Below are 21,953 nucleotides of genomic sequence, written 5' to 3'. Positions count from 1 at the left end.
TACGGGCAAGCTTCCGTGCGGCCCTCCTGCCGTGTCCTACACTCACCGGCATGTCAGGTCGAGACCTGTTCTGCCCGCCCCGCCGCGTCCGCCACGGGGCCGCCCTGACGTTGGTGTTCGCCAGTGTTCTGGTGGCCGGCGCGGCCACCGGATCGCTGCCCGAGGCCGACCGGAACGCGGCGGGCGGGACCTCCCAAGCGGCCCGTACGGCCGGGTCCGCCGGGTCGGCGGCGGCCGGCGCGGACCGGGAGGTGGCGCGGGCGGCCGCCGAGGCGATGGCCGACGGCAAGTCCCCGGTGGAGGCCGCCGAGCGCGCGGTCAGCCGCAGCGGGGACCGCTGGGGTTCGGTCTACTCCCAGAACGAGTACGCGGAGCTGGAGGAGGCCCTCGACGGCCGGTACACCGGTGTCGGGGTCTCCGCGCGCCGGGAGCGCGGCGGCGCCATCGAGGTGACGAAGGTGCGGCCCGGCTCGCCCGCCGCCGCGGCCGGGGTGCGCGCGGGCGACCGGCTGCGCAGCGTCGACGGCGAGCGGGTCGACGGGCGGCCCGTCACCGAGGTCGTCTCGCTGCTGCGCGGCGACGCCACCGACGCGGCGGCCGGCAGTACCGTCCGGCTCGGCCTGGCCCGCGGCACCCGCGCGTGGACCGAGACGGTACGCCGGGCCAGCCTGAGCACCCAGCCGGTGACCGTGCGCCGGCTGGCGAGCGGCGCGAGCGTCGTCCGGATCGGCTCCTTCACCAAGGGCGTCGGCGACCGGGTCCGCGCCGCCGTCCGCGACACGCCGTCCGGCGCCGGTGTCGTCCTCGACCTGCGCGGCAACTCCGGCGGGCTGGTCACCGAGGCGGTCACCGCGGCCTCCGCCTTCCTCGACGGCGGCCTGGTCGCCACCTACGACGTGGACGGCGACCAGCGCGCCCTGCACGCGACGGACGGCGGCGACACCGCCAGACCGCTGGTCGCGCTCGTCGACGGCGGCACGATGAGCGCGGCCGAACTGCTCACCGGCGCCCTCCAGGACCGCGGCCGGGCGGTCGTGGTGGGCTCCCGCACCTTCGGCAAGGGCTCGGTGCAGATGCCGAGCCGGCTGCCCGGCGGCTCGGTGGCCGAACTGACCGTCGGCCACTACCGCACCCCCTCCGGGCGCGGCGTCGACGGCACCGGCATCACCCCGGACCTGGAGATCGACCCGGACCGGGCCGGCAGCGTGGACCGGGCGGCGGCGCTGCTGAGCGGTCTGGGGCGGTAGCGGGCGGTCTGGGGCGGCAGCGGCGCGGGCCGGGTAATCGGCTTTCCCCCGGCCCCCTCCGTAGTGCGAAAATGGGCGGCATCATGAGCAAGGGAATGTACGTACCGAAGGAGTCCCAGCCCAAGCAGGGCGGCGGGGGCGGCAAGGGCCGGGACGGCGAGAAGGGCGGCAAACGCAAGATCGTCGCCCAGAACAAGAAGGCCCGGCACGACTACGCGATCATCGACACCTACGAGGCCGGGCTGGTGCTCACCGGCACCGAGGTCAAGTCGCTGCGGGAGGGGCGGACCTCGCTGACCGACGGGTTCGTCCAGATCGACGGGGGCGAGGCGTGGCTGCACAACGCCCACATCCCCGAGTATCACCAGGGCAGCTGGACCAACCACTCCGCGCGCCGCAAGCGCAAGCTGCTGCTGCACCGGGAGGAGATCGACAAGCTGGAGTCCAAGTCCCAGGAGACCGGGCACACCATCGTCCCGCTCGCCCTGTACTTCAAGGACGGCCGGGCCAAGGCGGAGATCGCCCTGGCGCGCGGCAAGAAGGAGTACGACAAGCGCCAGACCCTGCGCGAGAAGCAGGACCGGCGGGAGGCGGAGCGGACCATCTCGGCGATCAAGCGCCGGGAGCGTGGCTGAGCCCGCCGCGCGGCGCCGGGAATAGGCTGGCACGGTCGTGCGTTGGTCACGTACGATGGCACCTGCACCGCCTGGCCGGTGCATTATTTGAAAAAACAACATGGGGATGATCGGTTTCGACAGCGGCTGTCGAAGCAGGGGAAGCGTGTCGAGGAAGCGGCCATGATCTCGTAAACCACAGGCCGAAAAAAATAATCGCCAACACCAAGCGCGATTCCTCCCAGCAGGCCTTCGCCCTCGCTGCCTGATCTCAGGTAGCGAAGCGAGCCTCCTACTAAGGGAGTGTCAGCCCGGGGCTGTTCCCGACCCGGATCCTGGCATCAGCTAGGGGACTAAACCTTGATCCCGGTCACGGGGTGAAGAGGGAAACCAAACAGTGACTGAGCCCGTCGGAGACTTGTCCGCGTGATCTCCGGGGCTGAGAAAATCGAAGCGGACTGCACACGGAGAAGCCCTGATTCCGCACCGTTGGACGCGGGTTCGATTCCCGCCATCTCCACAATTCCCATGTGGGCCAAGGCCCCGTCGCCCTCGGGCGGCGGGGCCTTCGTCATGCCGGGGCGGTGCTCGAGCGCTCGGTCAGCCGCGGCGGCAGCAGGTGGACGCCGGGCGCGGCCGGGCCGCTGACCGCCCGTAGCGCCAGTGCCACCGCCCGGGCGCCCAGCTCGGCGGTCGGGACGGTGACCGAGGTGACCGGGAGCCGGGGGGCGAGGGCCACCGCGTCCGGGCAGATCGCGACGACGGAGAGGTCGTCGGGGACACGGCGGCCGAGCCGCTCCAAGGCGTCGAGCAGGGGGGCCAGCAGCGGCTCGTTGTGGACGAGGACGGCGGTGGGCGCCGGACGCAGCCGCAGCAGTCGTCCGGCGGTGTCCCGGGCGGTGTCCGGCCCGGCGGCGCTCGGGTGCACGGACGCGGTCAGCCCGGCGCGGGCGGCGGCGGCCGTGAAGCCGCGGACCACCCGGTGCGCGGACGCGGTCCCCCGGGCGTACACCGCCGGCTCCGCGCCGACCAGCGCCACCACCCGGTGCCCCAGCTCCGCCAGCCGCGCCGCGCACCGCTCACCGGCCGCCCGGTAGTCCAGGTCGACGCAGGTCAGCCCGGCCGGATCGGCGGGCAGGCCGAGCAGTACGGCGGGGCGGCCGCGCAGCGCCGGCAGCCGGGGGTCGCGCAGCCGCACATCGGTCACGATCAGCGCGTCGGCCATGCGGTGTCCGGTCCGGTCGGCTTCCTCGCCGGTGCTGTCGTCGTCCTCGCGGGTGATCAGGAGTACGTCGTGGCCGTGCGCGCGGGCCGCGGTGACCACGGACATCGCGTGGCCCGCCGGGTCCGGCGGCCCGGCCCCGGGGCGCAGCGGGAGCAGCAGCCCCAGTACTCCGGTGGGGATGCCGGGATGCGTGCGGTAGCCCAGTTCGCGGACGGCCGCCTCGACGCGCCGCCGGGTCCCCGCGGAGATCGGGCGCTTGCCGCTGAGCGCGTAGGAGACGGTGCTGGGGGAGACGCCGGCCCGGCGGGCCACGTCGGTGATGCTGACCATCAGCGGGCTGCCGGCATGGTCGGTTCCTCCGGGGGCGTCGGAGCGCTTGGACGGAGGAAGGTAGGCGCGGTGGGCACCGGCGTCAATGGGCCGGGCGCGGCTCAAGGGGCCCGCGGGAGCCGGCCGCCGCCGCCAGTGCCAGCAGCAGCGCCACCGCCGCGGCCGTGACCGGGATGCCGTAGCCGGCCGTGGCGGAGAGGTGCTCCACCGTCCAGCCGCCGAGCGCGCTGCCGCCGGCGATGCCGCCGAGCAGGCCGGTGACCGCCAGGGTCATGCCCTCGTTGAGGCGGCCCTCGGGGGTGCGCTGCTGGACCAGGGTCATCGTGGTGACCATCGTCGGGGCGGTGGCCATCCCGGCCAGCAGCAGGGCGCCGGCCAGCAGCGGCAGCGATCCGGTACCGGCCGCCGCGAGCAGCGGCAGGGTCATCAGGGCGGTCATCGCCGCGACGCACCAGGGCAGCCGGGCGGTGACCGGCCCGGACAGCCGCAGCGTCCCGAACAGTAGCCCGGCCACGCCCGAACCGGCCGCCTGGCAGGCCAGCACCGCGCCGGCGGCCGACCGGTGGCCCTGCGCGTCCGCGAACGCGATGGTGACCACCTCCATCGAGCCGAACACCGCGCCCGTCGCCAGGCACACCGCCAGCAGCGGGGGGATGCCGGGGGCGCGCAGCGGGGCCTTCCCGGCGGACGCCGGGGGACGGACGGGCGGCTCGGTGGCGCGCTGGGCGGTGAACAGCAGCATGCCGCCCAGCAGCAGCGCCGCCGCGACCAGCGTGCCCGCCTCCGGGAAGAACGCCGTGCACACCAGGGCCGCCAGCACCGGGCCGAGCAGGTAGCACAGCTCGTCGGTGGCCTGCTCGAAGGAGTTGGCGGTGTGCAGGGCGGCCGGGTCGCCGCGCAGCAGGTGGTTCCAGCGGGCCCGGGCCATGCCGCCGGTGTTGGGGGTCGCGGCGGTGGCGGCCTCGGCGGCGAACAGGGTCCAGTGCGGGGCGCCCTGGCGGACGCAGAGCACCAGGGCGAGCGAGCCGAGGACGGCGACCAGGGTGGCGGGCAGTGCCACCCGGGCCTGGCCGTGGCGGTCGACGAGCCGGGCGATCAGCGGGGCGGCCACCGTGCTCACCGCCAGCCCGGTCGCGACGACCGCGCCGGCCAGGGCGTACGAGTCCCGGGTTTCGGCGATCATGACGACCGCGCTGACGCTGAACATGCCCTGGGGCAGTCGGGCGACGAGGTTCCCGGCGGTGAACGCGCGGGCGCCGGGGACGGCGAGGAGCCGGCGGTACGGGCCGGGCGGGCGGTCCCGGGGGTGGGTCCGGGGACGGGCGTGCATGCTGGTGCGGGGGCGGAAGTCGGCGGCGACCAGGCTGTCGGTGGTGACGGCCGTCATGACGGGTTCGGGGCGGTCGGGGGAGCGGGCATACGTCGGTTGCGGCATGGGCAACACCGTCGCCCGGCACCGGTCCCGGGGTCCAACACCTTCCGCGCACCGATTCACGCACCCCCGTTGTAGATTCGCCGGATGCCCGTCCCGAGCCACCTCGACCCGCGTCTGCTGCGCGGCTTCGTCGCCGTCGCCGAGGAACTGCACTTCACCCGTGCCGCGCACCGGCTGTACGTCGCCCAGCAGGCGCTCAGCCGGGACGTACGGCGCCTCGAACGGGAGCTGGGCGCCGAGCTGTTCGTCCGCTCCACCCGGCAGGTGACCCTCACCGCCGACGGCGAGCGGCTGCTGCCGTACGCTCGCCGGGTGCTCGCGGCGCAGGACGAACTGCTGGCCGCCTTCGGACAGGCCCGGCCGCTGCTGGTGGACCTCAACTCGCCGGGGCTGGCCACCGGCCGCCGGGTGCTGCACCGGGCCCGCGAACTCGCCCCCGAACTGGAGCTGATGGCCCGCTACGAGAGCGGGCTGACCTGGGCGGCCGCCGAGTTGCTCGCGGGGCGGCTGGACGTCTCCTTCGGACGGTTCGCCGGTCTGGCGCCGGCGCTGCGGGCCGGTCTGGAGCAGCAGCCGGTGCGGTACGAGGCGATGGCGGTGCTGCTGCCCGCGGACCACCCGCTGGCACCGCTGGCTCGGGTGCCGGTGGCCGCGCTGGCGGGCGAGACGGTGTACGCCGGGGCCGGCAACGACCGTACGCCGGAGTGGACCGATCTCGCCCGCCGGCTCTTCGCGGGGCGCGGCATCGCGCTGGCGCCCCCGGCCCCGCTCGCGGTGGGCGAAGAGGAGTTCGAACGGCTGATGGCGAAGACGCGGCACCCGGTGCTCGCCGTGACGGAGTTTCCGGCCATGCCGGCGACGGTGGTGCGGCCGCTGGTCGATCCGGTGCCGCTGTCGCCGGTCTCCTTGGTGTGGCGAAAGGGGCTGGTGCATCCGGGATTGCGGGCGCTGCGGCGGGCGGCGCGGGCGCTCGCCGCGGAGGAAGGGTGGCTGCGGCGGCCCGCCCAGGGATGGATTCCGGACAGTGACGCGCAGGTGATGACGGTCTGACGGCAGGGTGTGGGCGGGGTGCGGGCGGGTTGCGGGCGGGGTGCGGGCGTCTCAACAATCGGCACCTGGCCGACACACCGTCTGCCTGTGCGCTACATTCGTCACCTGAGCACTGTGTGGTAATGGGGGCGCTCGAATCCGGTGGGGGCCTGGTTCGCTCGGCAGGTGCTCGGAGTCACGGCGCACCCGGTACCTGCTCGTTGGGGGGAAGTGCGGCGCGTGGAGAACTGGCAGAAAGACGCCCAACCGGGGTGGCCCGAGGCCGCGTCGGCGACGCGGCAGCTCCCGGAGACGGGGAGTGCGGGGTCCTGGTTCCGCAGAGACGTCGGGATGACGGCGAGCGGGACGGCTGGCGGGACGGCGAGCGGGACGGAGGGGGCGGACGGCGGTGCGGTTGCCGGCCGAACCGGTGCCGATGCCGACGCCACGGATGTGCTGCCCGCCCTGCACGACGGCGGCGACGCCACCGCCGTCATACCGGCCGTGCCCGACACCGCCGGCCCCGCCGCCGTACGGTCCGCCGCGCCGGCCGATTCCGGCGCCGTGACGGACGTACTGCCCGCTACCCCCGCCACCCCTGCCGCGCCCGCGCCCGCCCCCGCTCCCGCCGCGACGAGCGGATGGCCCAAGGTCACCCGGCCGGCCACCACCGCCGCCACCGCCGCCCCGGACCGGTTCCGCAAGGCCGCCGGCCCGGCCGGCACCGCTGCCACGGACGTGCTGCGCACCGCTTTGGTGCGCGACCCCTGGCAGGAGGGCGGCGGCGCCCTCGGTACGGGCGGGGCCGACGCCGCCGACCAGCACGACCCGCACGAGGTGACCGTCCAGCTCGACGCCGTGCAGCTCGGGGACGGAGTGCTGCACCGGGCCAAGGGCGGGGCGGTGTCCGCCGACGCGGCCGACCGGCCGGTCTTCGTCGACGAGTCGGGCCGGCGCAGCCGCCTCTACCGCCGAATAGGCATAGCCGTCGGCCTCGCCTGTGCCGTCTACGCCGTGGTCATGGTGGTCACCCTGCTGTCGGGCAGCTCGGACGCGCCCTGGCTGCCGGTACCGGGCAAGGAGGACGGCAGACCGGCCGGCAAGGTCGACACCACCCCGCTGCCCACCGGTTCGGTGAGCCCTTCCGCCACCGGCAGCCCCACCCCTGAGACGACGCCCTCCGCCACCGGCGTAGAGGAGCAGCTCCCGGACACCGGCGGGTCCGCCTCGGACACCGCCCCGGCGACCGAGCAGTCCGGCACCGCCACCCAGTCGGAGTCGACCGCCACGCAGACCGCGCCCGAGCCGGGCGGCGGCGAGACCGAGCCCGGCGCGACCGACACGGCCACCGCACCGGACCCCGACGCGTCCGACCCGACCCCGACCGACGGCACCACGGCCGACCCGACCGAGACCGCCGGCGGCGACAGCGCGGGCACCGGCAACGACCCCGGCAACCTCGCCCAGGCCCCGGGCACCCCAACTCCCCTCGCCGCCGAATCCGGCGCGCCCGTCCCCGACTCACCGCTCGTGGAGTACACCTTCTGATGGCCGCCCGCACCCGTCGTCACGGCGCCGCACCCGGAGCCCGTGCCGGCTCCCGGCGGCGCCGGCTGCCGCTGCGCCTGCTCCTGCCGGTGCTCGTCCTCGTCGCGATGATGGCGATGCTCATGCTGCGCGGTTACGTGCACAGCGAGATCCTCGCCGACCACCGCGTCCAGCCGCCCGCCGCCACCGACAAGGTGCCGGAGAAGATCCTGGAGGGCGGCCCGGTCATCGACACCCGGGCCGGCCGCACCGAGTCGATGAGCGTGCCGGACCACGAACTGGTCCTCACCTTCGACGACGGCCCCGACCCGACCTGGACCCCGAAGGTCCTGGACGTGCTGAAGAAGCACCACGCGCACGCCGTCTTCTTCGTCACCGGCACCATGGCCTCCCGCTACCCGGACCTGGTCAAGCGGATGGTCGACGAGGGCCACGAGGTGGGCCTGCACACCTTCAACCACCCCGACCTCTCCTACCAGTCGAAGTCCCGCATCGACTGGGAGCTGTCGCAGAACCAGCTGGCGCTGACCGGCGCGGCCGGCATCCGCACCTCGCTGTTCCGGCCGCCGTACTCGTCCTTCGCCGACGCGATGGACAACAAGTCCTGGCCGGTCACCGAGTACATCGGCTCGCGCGGTTACCTCACCGTCGTCAACAACACCGACAGCGAGGACTGGAAGAAGCCCGGCGTCGACGAGATCATCCGCCGGGCCACCCCGCGCCACGGCAAGGGCGCCATCGTCCTGATGCACGACTCCGGCGGCGACCGCCACCAGACGGTCCAGGCACTGGACAAGTTCCTGCCCGAACTCCAGCAGCGGGGCTACCAGTTCGACAACCTCTCCGAGGCGCTGGACATGCCCAGCGCGCACTCCGAGGTGACCGGCGCCGACCTGTGGAAGGGCAAGGCGTGGGTCTTCCTGGTCGCGGCGTCCGACAACGTCACGGACATCCTCGTGGTCGGCCTCGCGGTCATCGGCACGCTGGTCATCGGGCGGTTCGGCCTGATGCTGCTGCTCTCCGTGGTGCACGCCCGCCGGGTGCGGCGCCGCGGCTTCGCCTGGGGCCCGCCGGTCACCGAACCGGTGTCGGTGCTGGTCCCGGCGTACAACGAGGCCAAGTGCATCGAGAACACCGTGCGTTCCCTGATGTCGAGCGACCACCCGGTCGAGATCATCGTCGTCGACGACGGCTCCACGGACGGCACGGCCCGCATCGTCGAGGCGATGGGCCTGCCCAATGTACGGGTCATCCGGCAGCTCAACGCGGGCAAGCCGGCCGCCCTCAACCGGGGTCTGGCCAATGCCAGCCACGACATCGTCGTGATGATGGACGGCGACACCGTCTTCGAGCCGTCCACGGTCCGGGAACTCGTCCAGCCGTTCGGCGACCCGGGGGTCGGCGCGGTGGCCGGCAACGCCAAGGTCGGCAACCGGGACTCCCTCATCGGCGCCTGGCAGCACATCGAGTACGTGATGGGCTTCAACCTGGACCGCCGGATGTACGACGTGCTGGGCTGCATGCCGACCATCCCGGGCGCGGTCGGCGCGTTCCGCCGCTCCGCGCTGACCCCGATCGGCGGCATGAGCGACGACACCCTCGCCGAGGACACCGACGTCACGATGGCGCTGCACCGCGACGGCTGGAAGGTCGTCTACGCGGAGAACGCCCGCGCCTGGACCGAGGCCCCCGAGACCGTCCAGCAGCTGTGGTCCCAGCGCTACCGCTGGTCCTACGGCACCATGCAGGCGATCTGGAAGCACCGCCGCGCGGTCATCGACCGGGGCCCCTCGGGCCGCTTCGGCCGCGTCGGCCTGCCCTTCGTCTCGCTGTTCATGGTGGTGGCCCCGCTGCTCGCGCCGCTGATCGACATCTTCCTGCTCTACGGCATCATCTTCGGCCCGACCGAGAAGACGATCGGCGCGTGGCTGGGCGTGCTGGCCTTGCAGGCCGTCTGCGCCGCCTACGCCTTCCGCCTGGACCGCGAACGCATGACCCACCTGATCTCGCTGCCCCTTCAGCAGATCCTCTACCGCCAGCTCATGTACGTGGTGCTGCTCCAGTCCTGGATCACGGCCCTCACCGGCGGCCGGCTGCGCTGGCAGAAACTGCGGCGGACGGGTGTCGTCGAGGCGCCCGGAGCCATCCCGACGCAGCTTCGGCGCGTCACAAACGACCAGCAGGAGCACGTCCGATGAGTACCCCGACCTTCCCGTCCGGTACGGGCGACGCCGTGCCGTCACCCGGGTATGGCTCGTTCGCGCCGGGGGCCGTGACGGCCCCCGTAGGGCCGCTCCCAGTCACTGGGCCGGCCCCGACAGCGCAGTCGGACGTGTCCGCGCCGGCCCCGCGCAAGCCCGTGCGCGATCGTTACTTCGACCTGCTGCGCGCGGTGGCTCTGTTCCGCGTCGTCTTCTACCACCTGATGGGCTGGTCCTGGCTCCCGGTGGTGTTCCCGTCGATGGGCGTGATGTTCGCGCTCGCCGGCAACCTGATGGCCCGCTCTCTGAAACGCCCGGCCGCCCAGGTAGTGCGGGGACGCATGCGCAGGCTCCTGCCTCCGCTGTGGCTCCTCGGCGCACTCGGGGTCACCGGGATGGTGATCCAGGGCTGGGGACCCGACGCCGAAGGCCATCCTGGCTGGTGGTGGTTCCACCTCGTCTACTGGATCGTCCCGGTCAGCGACCCGCCCTATGCCGAGGGTCTCCCGGGCCTCCATGGCATCCTCGGCGAGGACTGGGGCTCAGAGCTGGCCGGACCGCTGTGGTACATCAGGGCCTACCTCTGGTACGTCCTGCTGTCCCCCTTCATCCTTAAGGCGCTGCGCGCCCTCCCCTGGGGGACTATCCTGGCGCCCATCGCCCTGGCGGCGGTCCTGGAGTCCGGCTGGCTGCACATCCCCAGCGTGCGGATCGACTCGGCCGTCACGGACTTCAGCACCTTCGGTGCCTGCTGGATCCTCGGCATGGCACACCAGCAAGGCGTTCTCAAGCGGCTCCCGCGCTATGTCGTGCCCTCCCTGGCGCCGTTCGTCGCCGGGTACGGCCTGTGGTATGCGCTGACGCACGGGTTCAAAGCCGGGCACGACCTGGATGACATCCCGTACGCGCAGTCCCTTTGGTCCTTCGCCACAGTGCTGGTGCTCCTGCACTTCAGCCCGTCGTGGTCGGAGTGGCCACGGCTGCTGCGCCGCTTCGACAGGCTCATCACCCTGCTGAACTCCCGAGCGGTGACGATCTACTTGTGGCACAACTTGTGCATCCTCGTCGCCGCGACAATGTGGGACCAACTGTGGAACTTCGACGTGATGTGGCAGCACTTCTCCTGGCTGCTGGAAAGTCCCTGGCCGGTTCTGGTCTTCGTGTGGATGTGGATCGCCACGTGCATCGTCTGCTTCGGCTGGATGGAGGACGTGGCGGCGAAGCGCAAACCGCAACTGTGGCCGGACGGTGATGGCGGCAAGGGCACGCGTACGAAGGCCGGGGCGCACCGCTCCTGACACCGGCCGTTCGCTGAGGCGAATCGAGATACTCCTGCGTGGGCCGTCCGGACAGTTCCGGGCGGCCCATGTGCTTTCGCCCGTCACCGGTTACTGGCTGGAACCAGTTGTCTGTTGTTCGGTAATGGCGATAGAGGATATGTCCGCATGACCCTAATGCGTCCAATATGTCAGGCTCGATCATTTGGTCTCCCGTGCAGGTGGCAGCCAGGCCCGGCGCCCCCCTTTACTCCGACTTTGCTTGACGATGTTTGGTCAACGATGGTTCGCTTCGTACTTCTGTGTGAACGAGTGGTGACTCAGGGGTGGGGATATGGCGAAGGGGTTTGGGAGACGGGGGTACGCCGTTCGTCCGAAGCGAAGATTCGCTCGGCTGGTGAGTGCCCTGACAGCAACCGCTGTCGTGGCTTCCCTCGTGTCAACGCTGGCCGTGGCGACGACGGGGCCGGCTCAGGCCGCGGAAGCGACTGAGTCACAGTCCTCGGCATCCGCCAGGGCCGTTGAGACGGGTAAGCCCGTCGAGGTGACATCCGAGCGGACGGCATACACGACGACCGTGGCCAACCCCGACGGCACCTTCACACTCACCCAGTCGACCACCCCGCAGCGGGTCCAGGATGATGACGGTTCCTGGCAGGACGTCGACGCGACGCTGGTGCGCCGTCCCGACGGCACCGTCGGCCCGAAGGCGGCCGTAATCGATCTCTCGTTCTCCGGCGGCGGTAACGGCAGCGATCTGATCCGGATCGGTAACGAACGAGGAATGCTGCGGCTCGGCTGGCCGGACCGGCTGCCCGCGCCGACCCTGGAAGGCGCGACCGCCGTCTATTCCGATGTCTTCGAGGGCGTTGACCTTGAGCTGACCGCGACGGCTGAGGGCTATCGGGAGATCCTCGTCGTGAAGTCCGCCAGGGCGGCGGACAATCCCGGACTTGAGCACGTCGAACTGTCGGCGACCGGCGAAGGGCTGCAGGTGCTGCCGACATCCGGCGGTGGTCTGCGCGCCGTCGACGAGGACGGCAACACGGTCTTCGACGGGCCCGCCGGTGTGATGTGGGACTCCGCCGGCCAGGCGGTCATGAGCGCCGAGCCGTCCGCGAGGACGGCGGACCCGGCCGAGAGCGACCGGGAGGCGAGCACCCCCCTGCCCGGTGACGCCAGCGCCGAGATGCCGGTCAAGGTCCGGGACACCACCATCAGCGTGAAGCCAGACCTGGAACTGCTTCGGGGAAAGGACACCGTCTACCCGGTCCGCATCGACCCGTCGGTCGGTCTGGGTGCGTCGGAACGCACGGTACTCTCCGACGACGGTGACCGGTGGTGGCAGTTCGACGGTGACTACGGTGTCGGCAACTGCAGCCGCCTGGGTCCTTATTACTGCGATGTGGACCACACAAACCGGATGTACTTCGAGTTCGGCGGCACGAATCTGTCCGGCAAGCAGGTCATCGACACCACGTTCCGGGCGAAGGAGACCTGGTCGTTCACCTGTGACGCCAAGTGGGTCGACCTGGAACGCACGAACAACATTTCCTCGTCGACGCGCTGGCCCGGACCGGCAATCCTGGACCACATCGGTGACCGGAATGTCTCCGCCGGTCGGGGTGATCTCTGCAGCCCCGACCAGCCGGACTCCTGGATTGAGTTCAACGACAACCCCGACGAGAGCGACGAAAACCTCACAGGTTCTGTCCGTAACCTCGCCGCGGGCAAGTTCTCCCGCCTGACCCTGATGCTGCAGGCTAAGGACGAGAGCGACCCGGCCGCCTGGAAGCGATTCGACGACAATGCCGAACTCCAGGTTGTGTATGTGCCCAAGCCGGGCACGCCGTCGTCGGTCGGACTAATCCCGGGCAGTGGGTCCACGGCCTACTGCAACAAATCGTCCTCCGACCCGCTGATCGTCACCCGGCTCGATCCGATGGCCCAAGCCCGTGCGCAGACACAGGTGAAGCCCAAGTCGACCGAGGACAAAGGCGAGCTCCAGGCGGAGTTCGTCGTCCAGCGCGGTGACGACGCTGACTGGCACCAGGTGTGGTCCGATTATCGACCCCAGTCAGGGTGGGACCCCGACGACACCTTGGAGAAGGTCCGCATGAGCAATCGGGCCGACGGCGGGCTGTACCGGATGCGCTCGCGCACCCAGTCTCACTGGACGTACGGCACGAAATCCGGTGATCTGTATTCCTCCTACTCCTCCTGGTGCTACTTCAAGATCGACTCAACGGCTCCGAAGGCTCCGCAGATCACCAGTACCGGCGTGTATACCGAATGCACCGCCAATGTGTGCGAGGGCAAGGGCGGCCCCGGGGTCGCGGGCTCCTTCCAGTTCACGCCGAACGCCGCTGACACAGACATCACGGCCTACCGCTGGCGTCTGTTGACGCAGAAGTCCGCCACCACGACCACAGGGTCGACGGTCACCATCAAACCGGTGCCGGCCCTCTCCGGGACACAGGTGTTGACCGTCCAGGCCAAGGATGTCCGTGATCGGTGGGGAGAGTCGACCGAGTTCGTTTTCAAGGTCGCCGCCGCTACAGGTCCCGTGGGGACGTATCACTTCGACGACGGGGCGCCCGGATCGACGGTGACCACCGCGAAGGACACCGCGACCGAGGGCACTCGCCATGACGCCACACTGCATCCCCAGACTGATGGAACCGCGGCCGGCTGGTCCGTCCTCGGGCGGCGTGGTACGGCGGACTACTCGCTTCGTCTGAACGATGACGCGACGGACAGCACCAAACAGACCGGCTACGCCGCCACGACGAATCCCGTGGCGAACTCGGGCGACTCCTTTACCCTCTCTGCCTGGGTACTTCTTACGGACGACAGCAGCAACCGCGTGATCGCGTCGGCACCGGGCTCCAACACCTGGGCCTTCGCGCTGTACTACTCGGCGTCGTACAAGAAGTGGGTTTTCAGCCGCAGCGACAAGGACGTGGGCAGCGGCGCGACGTACATACGGTCCCTTGCCGATGCGGAGAGCCCCCGCAAAGAGGTCTGGACCCATCTTGCGGGCGTCTTCGACACCAAGGGCGACACGGACAAGACGAACGACACCATCCAATTGTTCGTCAACGGCCGCGCGCAGGGCCAACCCGTGAAGTTGTACACCGCGACCAGCACCTACACACCGTGGGTGTCGACTGGTGGGCTCCAGATCGGCCGCAACGTGTCCGGCACCAGCTATTTCCTCGGCCGGATCGACGAGCTCAACGTCTGGCAGCGGGCGCTGACGGCCGACGAGATCCGCCACGACGCGCGCTTGGAGACCGACGGCGTGGCGGCGACTGAGCTGGTCGCGTACTGGGACAGTGCCACCGCCGCCGATGGCAAAGTCACTGAGTTCACGTCGTACGCCCTGGGCTCCATGGACATCTCCGCCAGCGGAGCGGAGGCCGACCCGGACGAGAACGAACTGCGCCTGGACGGTGCGTCGGGTTACATGTCGACCACGGGACCTGCGGTAGACGAAACGGGCTCCTTCACTGTGACCGCGGACGTCAAGCTGGACAGTGCGAAGTTCGCGGCGATGCCTGTCGGTCAGCGGGCCCAGATCTTCGGACAGGCCACCCCGGACGGCAAGGAGTCGTCATGGGCGCTGTGGGTCGAGAAGGTCTCCGCAGAAGGGTATCTGTGGAGATTCGGCCGAACGGCGACCGACTCGACGGGCGCGGTGGTGGCCAGTGCGTCTGTTCCGTCGGAGACCTCCGCGGAGATGGACACGTGGGTCCAGGTGACCGGTGTGTACGACGCCACCGAGGAGGCCACCGGTGGCTACGGCAACACACATCTCTATGTGAGTGAGTCCGAACAAGCACAGGAAGGCGGATCGGCCTTCACCGCCGTCCAGCAGGGCAGCGGTGAGATCGCCGTCGGCCGTGGGCGCGCCGGCGGCACCACGGGGTACTACATGCCCGGTTCTCTCGACGAGGTCCGGGTGTGGGCAGGTGCGATGAGCGCCGACCAGGTCCGCTCGAAGGCGCTGGGCGCACCCGGCGACGAGTAGGTCTCGAAACACGACCAAGAGCCGGGCGGCAGTCGCACGAAACGCCCGGCTCTGCCTCAGACGATTATCACGGCTCGTGCTGCCGTGGTCGGCGCTGCCCAGGGGAGGGCGGCCTCACAGGGAGACGCGATCACATGAGACGGCTTCGATCAGGTACGTCGTGGACCGCCGCGTGCGCGAGACGACTGGCGGCGGTGGTCGGATTCGCCCTGCTGCCGGGCCTGCTGACCCCAGTGGCGTTCGCCGCGGACGCGGACCCGTTGGGCGCGCCGGATCTTGAGAAGGCGCGGTCCGCGGACGTGACTCCGTTCACGGCGGAGACCAACAAGAAGACCGCGGCTGAGGTGAAGAAGGCAGCCGAGGCCGACCGCGCGGCTTCGGCGCGTGCGCGGCAGGATCAGCGGCAGAAGACGACCTGGCCCAGGGCGGGCAAGGCTACGCTGACCGTTCCGGGCAAGGGGGCCGCCGAGGCTTCGCCGGGTTCGCTGCCCGTCACGGTGTCCGCGTCTGGCAAGGGCGACGCCGTCGAGTCCGTCACCGTCGAGGTGCTGAGCCGGAAGGCCACGGAGCGACTCGGTGTCAAGGGCGTCGTCCTCAAGGTCACCGCACTGAACGACGGAGGCGGGGCCCGTCTGGGCATCGATTACTCCGCCTTCGCCGCCGCGTACGGCGGGGACTGGGCGGGGCGTCCGGCCTGAGCCGGCTGCCCGGCTGCGCGGTGGACGACCCGGACGCCGCCAAGTGCCGTACGACGGACCACATCGAGTCCGCCAACGACCGCGAGACGGAACAGATTTCCGCGTCGGTCAGCCTGTCTTCGAGCAGCGAGCCGACGGTGTTCGCCCTCGCAGCGAGCACGGCGGCCGGTTCCGGCGCCGGCGACTACAAGGCGACACCTCTGTCCGCCTCCTCGACCTGGGAAGCGGGCGGCTCCTCGGGCTCGTTCACCTGGTCCTATCCGATGCGCGTACCACCCGCCGCTGCTGGTCCCGCCCCGAGCCTCTCGATTGACTACGACTCCGGGTCGGTCGACGGCCGCACTGCGAACACGAACAACCAGGGCAGTCAGGTCGGTGAGGGCTTCGACATCACTTCGTCGTACATCGAGCGCAAGTACGGCTCCTGCGACGACGACGGTCAGGATGAGAAGTACGACCTGTGCTGGAAGTACGACAACGCATCCATCATCCTGAACGGCAAGGCCAGCGAACTGGTCAAGGACGACACCACCGGCAAGTGGCGGTTGGAGAACGACGACGCGTCGATCGTGACCCGCTCCACCGACGCCGACAACGGCGACAACGACGGTGAGTACTGGACGGTCGTCACCGGAGACGGAACCAAGTACGTCTTCGGCCTCAACAAGCTTGAGGGCGCAGGCGCGGACGACCGCACCCAGTCTGTGTGGACCGTGCCGGTCTTCGGTGACGATGACGGCGAACCCGGCTACTCCGACGGCTCGTCTTTCTCTGACCGGGGCAAGACGCAGGCCTGGCGCTGGAACCTGGATTACGTCGAGGACACCCATGGCAATGCCATGTCGTACTGGTACACCGCCGAGCACAATAACTACGACAAGCTCGGTGACGACAACACAGGCACGGATTACGTCCGCGGCGGCTATCTGAAGGAGATCCGCTACGGCCAGAGGACCGACGCCCTCTTCTCGGGCTCCCCGGCCGCCTCGAACAAGGTTGTCCTCTCCTACGCCGAGCGGTGCCTGGCCTCCGGGACCGGCTGTGACTCCCTTACGGAGGACACCCAGGACAACTGGCCGGATGTGCCGTTCGACGCCGTCTGCAAGGACGGCGACAAGTGCACCGGCAATGTCGGTCCGTCCTTCTTCACACGCAAACGGCTGACCACCGTCACCACGTACGCGTGGAACGCCGCCTCCACGGCCACCGACAAGTTCGAGGCGGTGGACGCCTGGTCGCTCAGCCACCTCTACCTGGACCCGGGCGACACCGGCGACTCCACCGACCAATCGCTGTGGTTGGACCAGATCAAGCACACCGGCAAGCGCGGCACCGACCTGGCGCTGGACCCCGTCAAGTTCGAACACGTCATGCTGCCGAACCGGGTGGACGGGGCTGCCGACGACATCCTGCCGCTCAGCAAGCCGCGCCTGAAGGCGGTCACCTCCGAGGCAGGCGCGCAGACGATCGTCAATTACGCGCCTTCCGAGTGCTCCGCGGGTGGCACCAAGCCGCAGCTGGACGAGAACACCAAGCGCTGCTACCCCGTGTACTGGTCCCCCAACGGGGAGAAGGACCCGGTCCTCGACTGGTTCCAGAAGTACCCGGTCAGCTCGGTGTCGACCACCGACCCGTACGGCGGTTCAGAGGCGGTGCAGCGCACCTACGAATACTCCGGTGGCGGAGCCTGGCATTACAACGAGGACCCGATGACGCCCGCCAAGGAGCGCACATGGTCCAGTTGGCGGGGCTACGGCAAGGTCACCGACCTCACCGGTGTGTCCGGCCGGACCCAGAGCAGGACGGTCTCCGTCTATCTCCGGGGCATGAACGGCGACCGCGTGCTGGGTTCCGACGGCAAGAGCCCGGACCCGGACGAGCGGAAGACCGTCAAGGTCTCCGGCATCAAGGCGGTCGAGGTCACCGACTCCGACCAGTACGCGGGCTTCACCCGTGAGACAGTCACCTACGACGGCGACGCCGAGGTGGGCGGCACCGTCAACGACCCCTGGTCGAAGCGGACGGCGACCCAGCACAAGTCGTACGGGGACATCGAGGCGTACTATGTGCGCACTGGATCCACGCACTCCCGTACAAACATCACCAGCAAGATCACGCCGTACGACCGGGTCCGCACGGTGAAGACCACCTACGACGACTACGGCATGGCCGAGACTGTCGAGGACGGGGGCGACGACTCCGCGACGGGTGACGAGAAGTGCACCCGCACCTGGTACGCACGCAACGACGACAAGGGCATCAGCTCCCTCGTCTCCCGAACGCGTACGGTGGGCAGAACCTGTGGGACGGCCGACTCGGCGCTGGACCTGCCAGCCGACTCCTCCCGTCCCGGTGACGTCATCTCCGACACCGCCGCCGTCTACGACGATGCGACCGCCACCGCGTGGTCCGCCTCGCAGAAGCCCACCAAGGGCGACACGACCTGGACCGGACGAGCCAAGGCATACGGCAGCGACGACGCCTCGTCCTGGCAGAAGGTGTCGACCACGACGTACGACACGCTCGGTCGGGCGCTGGTGGTGAGCGACGTCAACGGCACGACGGTGGCCACCACGGTTCACACGCCGACCTCCACTGGCCCGCTGACGTCGACGGCGGTCACCAACACCAAGTCACACAAGACAACGACCACCTTCGACTTCGCGACCGGCGCGACGCTGAAGACCACGGACGCGAATAACAACGTCACCGAGTCCGAGTACGACAGCCTCGGCCGCGTGGTGAAGACCTGGCTGGCCAACCGCTCCAAGTCGCTCGGCAAGACACCGAACTACGTCTACGCCTACAACGTCTCCGACTCGGCGATGTCCTGGGTGTCGACCGGAACGCTCAAGGGAGACGGCTCCGGCTACACCACGAGCTACGAGTTCTACGACTCCCTCCTGCGATCCCGGCAGGCCCAGACGCCGAGCCCCGACGGTGGCAGGCTGATCTCCCTCACGGAGTACGACGAGCGCGGCCTCGCGGTCAGTCAGCAGTCGGACATCTGGGACGAGACCTCTGCTCCCTCCGGAACCCCGGTGGAGGTCGACGGCGGTCAGGCACCGACGCAGACGGACACCACGTACGACGGTGCCGGCCGTGCGACGAAGGCCGTGACGAAGGTCTACGGCGCCACTCGCTGGGCGATCGACACGGCGTACACGGGCGACACCGTCTCGACCACCGCTCCGTCGGGCGGTCAGGCCACCGCGGTGGTGACCGACGCGTTGGGGCAGACGACGGAGCGACGTGAGTACGTCGGCCCCACCCCCACGGGTACGGCCTACACGACGACGAACTACACCTACACGCCCGGTGGTCAGCAAGAGACGATCACCGGTCCGGATAAAACTAAGTGGTCGTACACCTACGACCTGTTCGGTCGCCAGATCACGGCCACCGACCCCGACAAGGGGAGGAGCACCACCGAGTACAACCTTCTCGACCAGGTCCTTAGCACCACCGAGAACGACGACACGGCCAAGAAGCTGCTGTACGAGTACGACGACCTCGGCCGCAAGACGGGTGCGTGGCAGACGTCCAAGACGGACGCCAACAAGATCGCCGCCTGGTCCTTCGACACTCTGAAGAAGGGCCAGCAGGACACAGCGGTCCGCTACGACGGAGGCGTGTCGGGCAAGGCGTACACGCAGAAAGTCACCGCGTACGACGCGTTGTACCAAGTGACGGCCAGTCAGCTGATCCTGCCTGACACTGAGCCGCTGGTCGCCGACGGATACGTGGCGAAGACGCTGTCGACCACCACCTCGTACAACCTGAACGGCACCGTCAGCCAGGCCTCTGCGCCGGCGGTCGGTGGCCTGTCGGCGGAAACGGTCGCCTACACCTACAACGAGACCGGAGGCCAGCTCACTGCGAAGGGCACCACCTCCTACCTCCAGGGGGCAGCCTTCTCCCCGCAGGGCGACCTGCGGCAGCTCGCCCTCGGCACCGACACGGCCAGTTCCGCGAAGAAGGCGTACCTCAACTGGGATTACGAGGACGGCACCCGCCGCCTCACGCGCTCCTACGTCACCGACGACGTGCATGGCTACATGCCGCAGGAGCTGAAGTACACCCAGGACGACGCCGGTAATGTCACATCGATCTTCGACGCGACGACCCAGGGCGGGACGACCGAGACGGACTACCAGTGCTTCTCCTACGACGGCTACAGCCGGCTGACGGACGCCTGGACTCCCAAGACGGCGAGTTGCTCGACCTCCGGCCGCACGACATCGAACCTGGACGGCGCCGCGCCGTACTGGACGTCCTACACGTACACCGACGCGGGCCAGCGCAAGACGGAGACGCAGCATGCGTCGTCCGGCGACAAGATCACCACGTACACCTATGACGGCACGACGGACACCAAGCTGCACACGCTCGATAAGACGACGGGCGCCGAAACCGGTGCTTACGGCTACGACAATTCCGGCAACACCACCTCCCGTCCCGGAGCGACGGCCCAGCAGTCGCTGAGCTGGAACGCAGAGGGCGACCTAAGCAAGCTCACCGAGAGTACGAAGGAGACGGCGTACCTCTACGATGCCTCCGGAGAACTCCTGATCCGCCGGGCCAACGGCGACGGCGACACGATCCTCTACCTGGGTGGCACCGAGGTCCGGCTCACCACTAAGGGCACGACGAAAACGCTCTCCGGCACCCGCTACTACACGACGAACGGCCAGACCATCGCCGTCCGCACGGCGACTTCCGGAGTGTCGGGCACGAAGCTCAGCTTCCTGGCCGCCGACCACCACGGTACGTCGAGCATCGCACTCGACTCCGGCACGTACGCGGTGACGAAGCGCTACAACTCACCGTTCGGTGAGACTCGCGGCACCAAGGCGACGACGTGGCCTGACGACAAGGGCTTCCTGGGCAAATCGACGGACGACTCGACTGGGCTGACGCACGTGGGGGCTCGGGAATATGACCCGAACATTGGACAATTCGTAAGCGTTGATCCCCTGCTCGAACTCGACGAGCATCAGACCCTTAACGGCTATGGTTACGGGGCGCAGAACCCGATCACCCACTCCGACCCCACGGGTATGGGCCTTGCTTGCGGCGGAGCCGGCGGTGATACGGCGGCCTGTCCGACCCGTCCCGACGGGACACCGGGCAACGGACGTCCGAACGAAGCAGTCGACTACTCACAGCCGTCTCGACAGGAATTGCAGGACATCTCGTCGACCGTGGCATATAACACAACGGTTGAATTGGCGCTGAGCGATGCTCCCTACGTGCGCAACGCTCAAACCGTGGACCGTGATGAGTTTCATCGAGCAATGATGAAATATCAGGGAGCGTATGACGGTGCCATTGAGGATTCCAAGTGGATGATGTGGCTCTACGGGTATAGCGAGGAAGTGATCGACAACTTCGGACCCTGTCTCATTTTTGACTGCTCGGATGAAGTGGGGCCTGACGACATCGAGTCGATGCCGTTGAACAGGAAGAGTTTCCTGGAAATTTTCGGACGAGCCTACGCCGATGGTCGGGCGGCTGGGGATAGGCGTGGAGAGGTTGGAAAAAGGTCCAGCGCGGGTAGCTGCACCCAATGTTTCCTTGCTGGCACGGATGTTCTGATGGCTGACGAAACCGTCAAGGATATCGAAGATGTCAACATCGGCGACACAGTGCTGGCCACTGATCCCGAGACAGGTGAATCCGGTCCGCGGAAAGTTACCCGTCTGATCATCACCGAGGACGACAAGCGATTCAACGATTTGTCGATTGTCACTCAAAGTGGTGTTGAGCAGCTCACGGCAACCTACGAGCACCCCTTCTGGTCGCCCTCTGAGGGAGATTGGATCGAGGCAGGTGCTCTTAAGTCCGGGATGACGCTTCTCAGCGACGACGGCGACACCGTCATCGTTGCAGCGAATCGTGCGTACACGGACCATGCTCGCACGTACAACCTGAGCGTCGACGACCTGCACACTTACTATGTACTCGCTGGGCAGACGCCAGTACTCGTCCACAACAGCAATTGCAACTCGCTTACGCGTGCACAGTCTGACGATATTGCGAACTTCTTGGGATACGCGAAAACAAAAATGAAGTCCGCAGGTGGTGCTCCAATTTGGGAGAATAGGAAGGCTGGAGGTGGGCAACCTCGGTACATCACCTACGATCGGACCGGACATAACAAGCAGGCGATATTCAAGGGCGCCAGCTTCCGTAATCCCTTCCAGTCGACGAAAGATTCGGCTCGGGACGGAACGTATGGGCTGGACGTCTCCTCGACAGGAGAGGTGTTGGGTCTCAAGTGGCTAGCCAAATGACAGCCGAGCTTGTCGTAAGT

General features: G+C 69.0%; 9 protein-coding genes, 1 other RNA gene and 1 pseudogene. 9 read left to right on the top strand and 2 right to left on the bottom strand.

Annotated features, from left to right (window positions below; all coding sequences use genetic code 11):
- The first annotated feature begins 50 nt into the window (after positions 1-50).
- From AB0G32_RS08235 to ssrA, 3 genes are all read left to right on the top strand, one after another.
- Complete coding sequence (locus AB0G32_RS08235; protein WP_361159882.1) at positions 51-1,247, top strand: S41 family peptidase; 1,197 nt, start codon at positions 51-53, stop codon at positions 1,245-1,247.
- Positions 1,248-1,342: 95 nt separating this feature from the next.
- Positions 1,343-1,882, top strand: a complete 540-nt coding sequence (smpB, locus tag AB0G32_RS08230; RefSeq protein WP_361159973.1) for an SsrA-binding protein SmpB — start codon at positions 1,343-1,345, stop codon at positions 1,880-1,882.
- A gap of 102 nt (positions 1,883-1,984) precedes the next feature.
- Positions 1,985-2,384, top strand: a transfer-messenger RNA (tmRNA) gene (gene ssrA, locus AB0G32_RS08225).
- A gap of 48 nt (positions 2,385-2,432) precedes the next feature.
- On the opposite strand, the gene AB0G32_RS08220 is transcribed toward ssrA, so the two are convergent.
- Positions 2,433-3,416, bottom strand: a complete 984-nt coding sequence (locus tag AB0G32_RS08220; RefSeq protein ID WP_361159880.1) for a LacI family DNA-binding transcriptional regulator — start codon at positions 3,414-3,416, stop codon at positions 2,433-2,435.
- An 82-nt stretch (positions 3,417-3,498) separates the two neighbouring features.
- On the bottom strand, positions 3,499-4,851 hold the full coding sequence (locus tag AB0G32_RS08215; RefSeq protein WP_361159878.1) for an MFS transporter: 1,353 nt from the start codon (positions 4,849-4,851) through the stop codon (positions 3,499-3,501).
- Between the two features lie 84 nt (positions 4,852-4,935).
- On the opposite strand from AB0G32_RS08215, the gene AB0G32_RS08210 reads away from it, so the two are divergent.
- From AB0G32_RS08210 to AB0G32_RS08185, 6 genes and pseudogenes are all read left to right on the top strand, one after another.
- Positions 4,936-5,901 (top strand): LysR family transcriptional regulator, encoded by a 966-nt coding sequence (locus tag AB0G32_RS08210; RefSeq protein ID WP_361159876.1) that lies wholly within the window; start codon positions 4,936-4,938, stop codon positions 5,899-5,901.
- A gap of 432 nt (positions 5,902-6,333) precedes the next feature.
- A complete protein-coding gene (locus AB0G32_RS08205) occupies positions 6,334-7,428 on the top strand; it encodes a hypothetical protein (RefSeq protein WP_361159873.1) in 1,095 nt (364 codons plus the stop codon).
- On the top strand, positions 7,428-9,626 hold the full coding sequence (locus tag AB0G32_RS08200) for a glycosyltransferase (protein ID WP_361159870.1): 2,199 nt from the start codon (positions 7,428-7,430) through the stop codon (positions 9,624-9,626). Before AB0G32_RS08205 ends, AB0G32_RS08200 begins: the two co-directional genes overlap by 1 nt.
- Positions 9,623-10,927, top strand: coding sequence for an acyltransferase (locus tag AB0G32_RS08195; protein WP_361159867.1), 1,305 nt, complete (start codon positions 9,623-9,625; stop codon positions 10,925-10,927). Before AB0G32_RS08200 ends, AB0G32_RS08195 begins: the two co-directional genes overlap by 4 nt.
- A gap of 313 nt (positions 10,928-11,240) precedes the next feature.
- On the top strand, positions 11,241-14,939 hold the full coding sequence (locus tag AB0G32_RS08190; protein WP_361159864.1) for a LamG domain-containing protein: 3,699 nt from the start codon (positions 11,241-11,243) through the stop codon (positions 14,937-14,939).
- Between the two features lie 134 nt (positions 14,940-15,073).
- A pseudogene (locus tag AB0G32_RS08185) lies at positions 15,074-21,933 on the top strand (toxin C-terminal domain-containing protein).
- The last annotated feature ends 20 nt before the right edge of the window (positions 21,934-21,953 follow it).

The sequence above is a fragment of the Streptomyces sp. NPDC023723 genome, assembly GCF_040639815.1.
Classification (GTDB): Bacteria; Actinomycetota; Actinomycetes; order Streptomycetales; family Streptomycetaceae; genus Streptomyces.
This window is presented reverse-complemented; position numbering and strand designations above follow the sequence as displayed.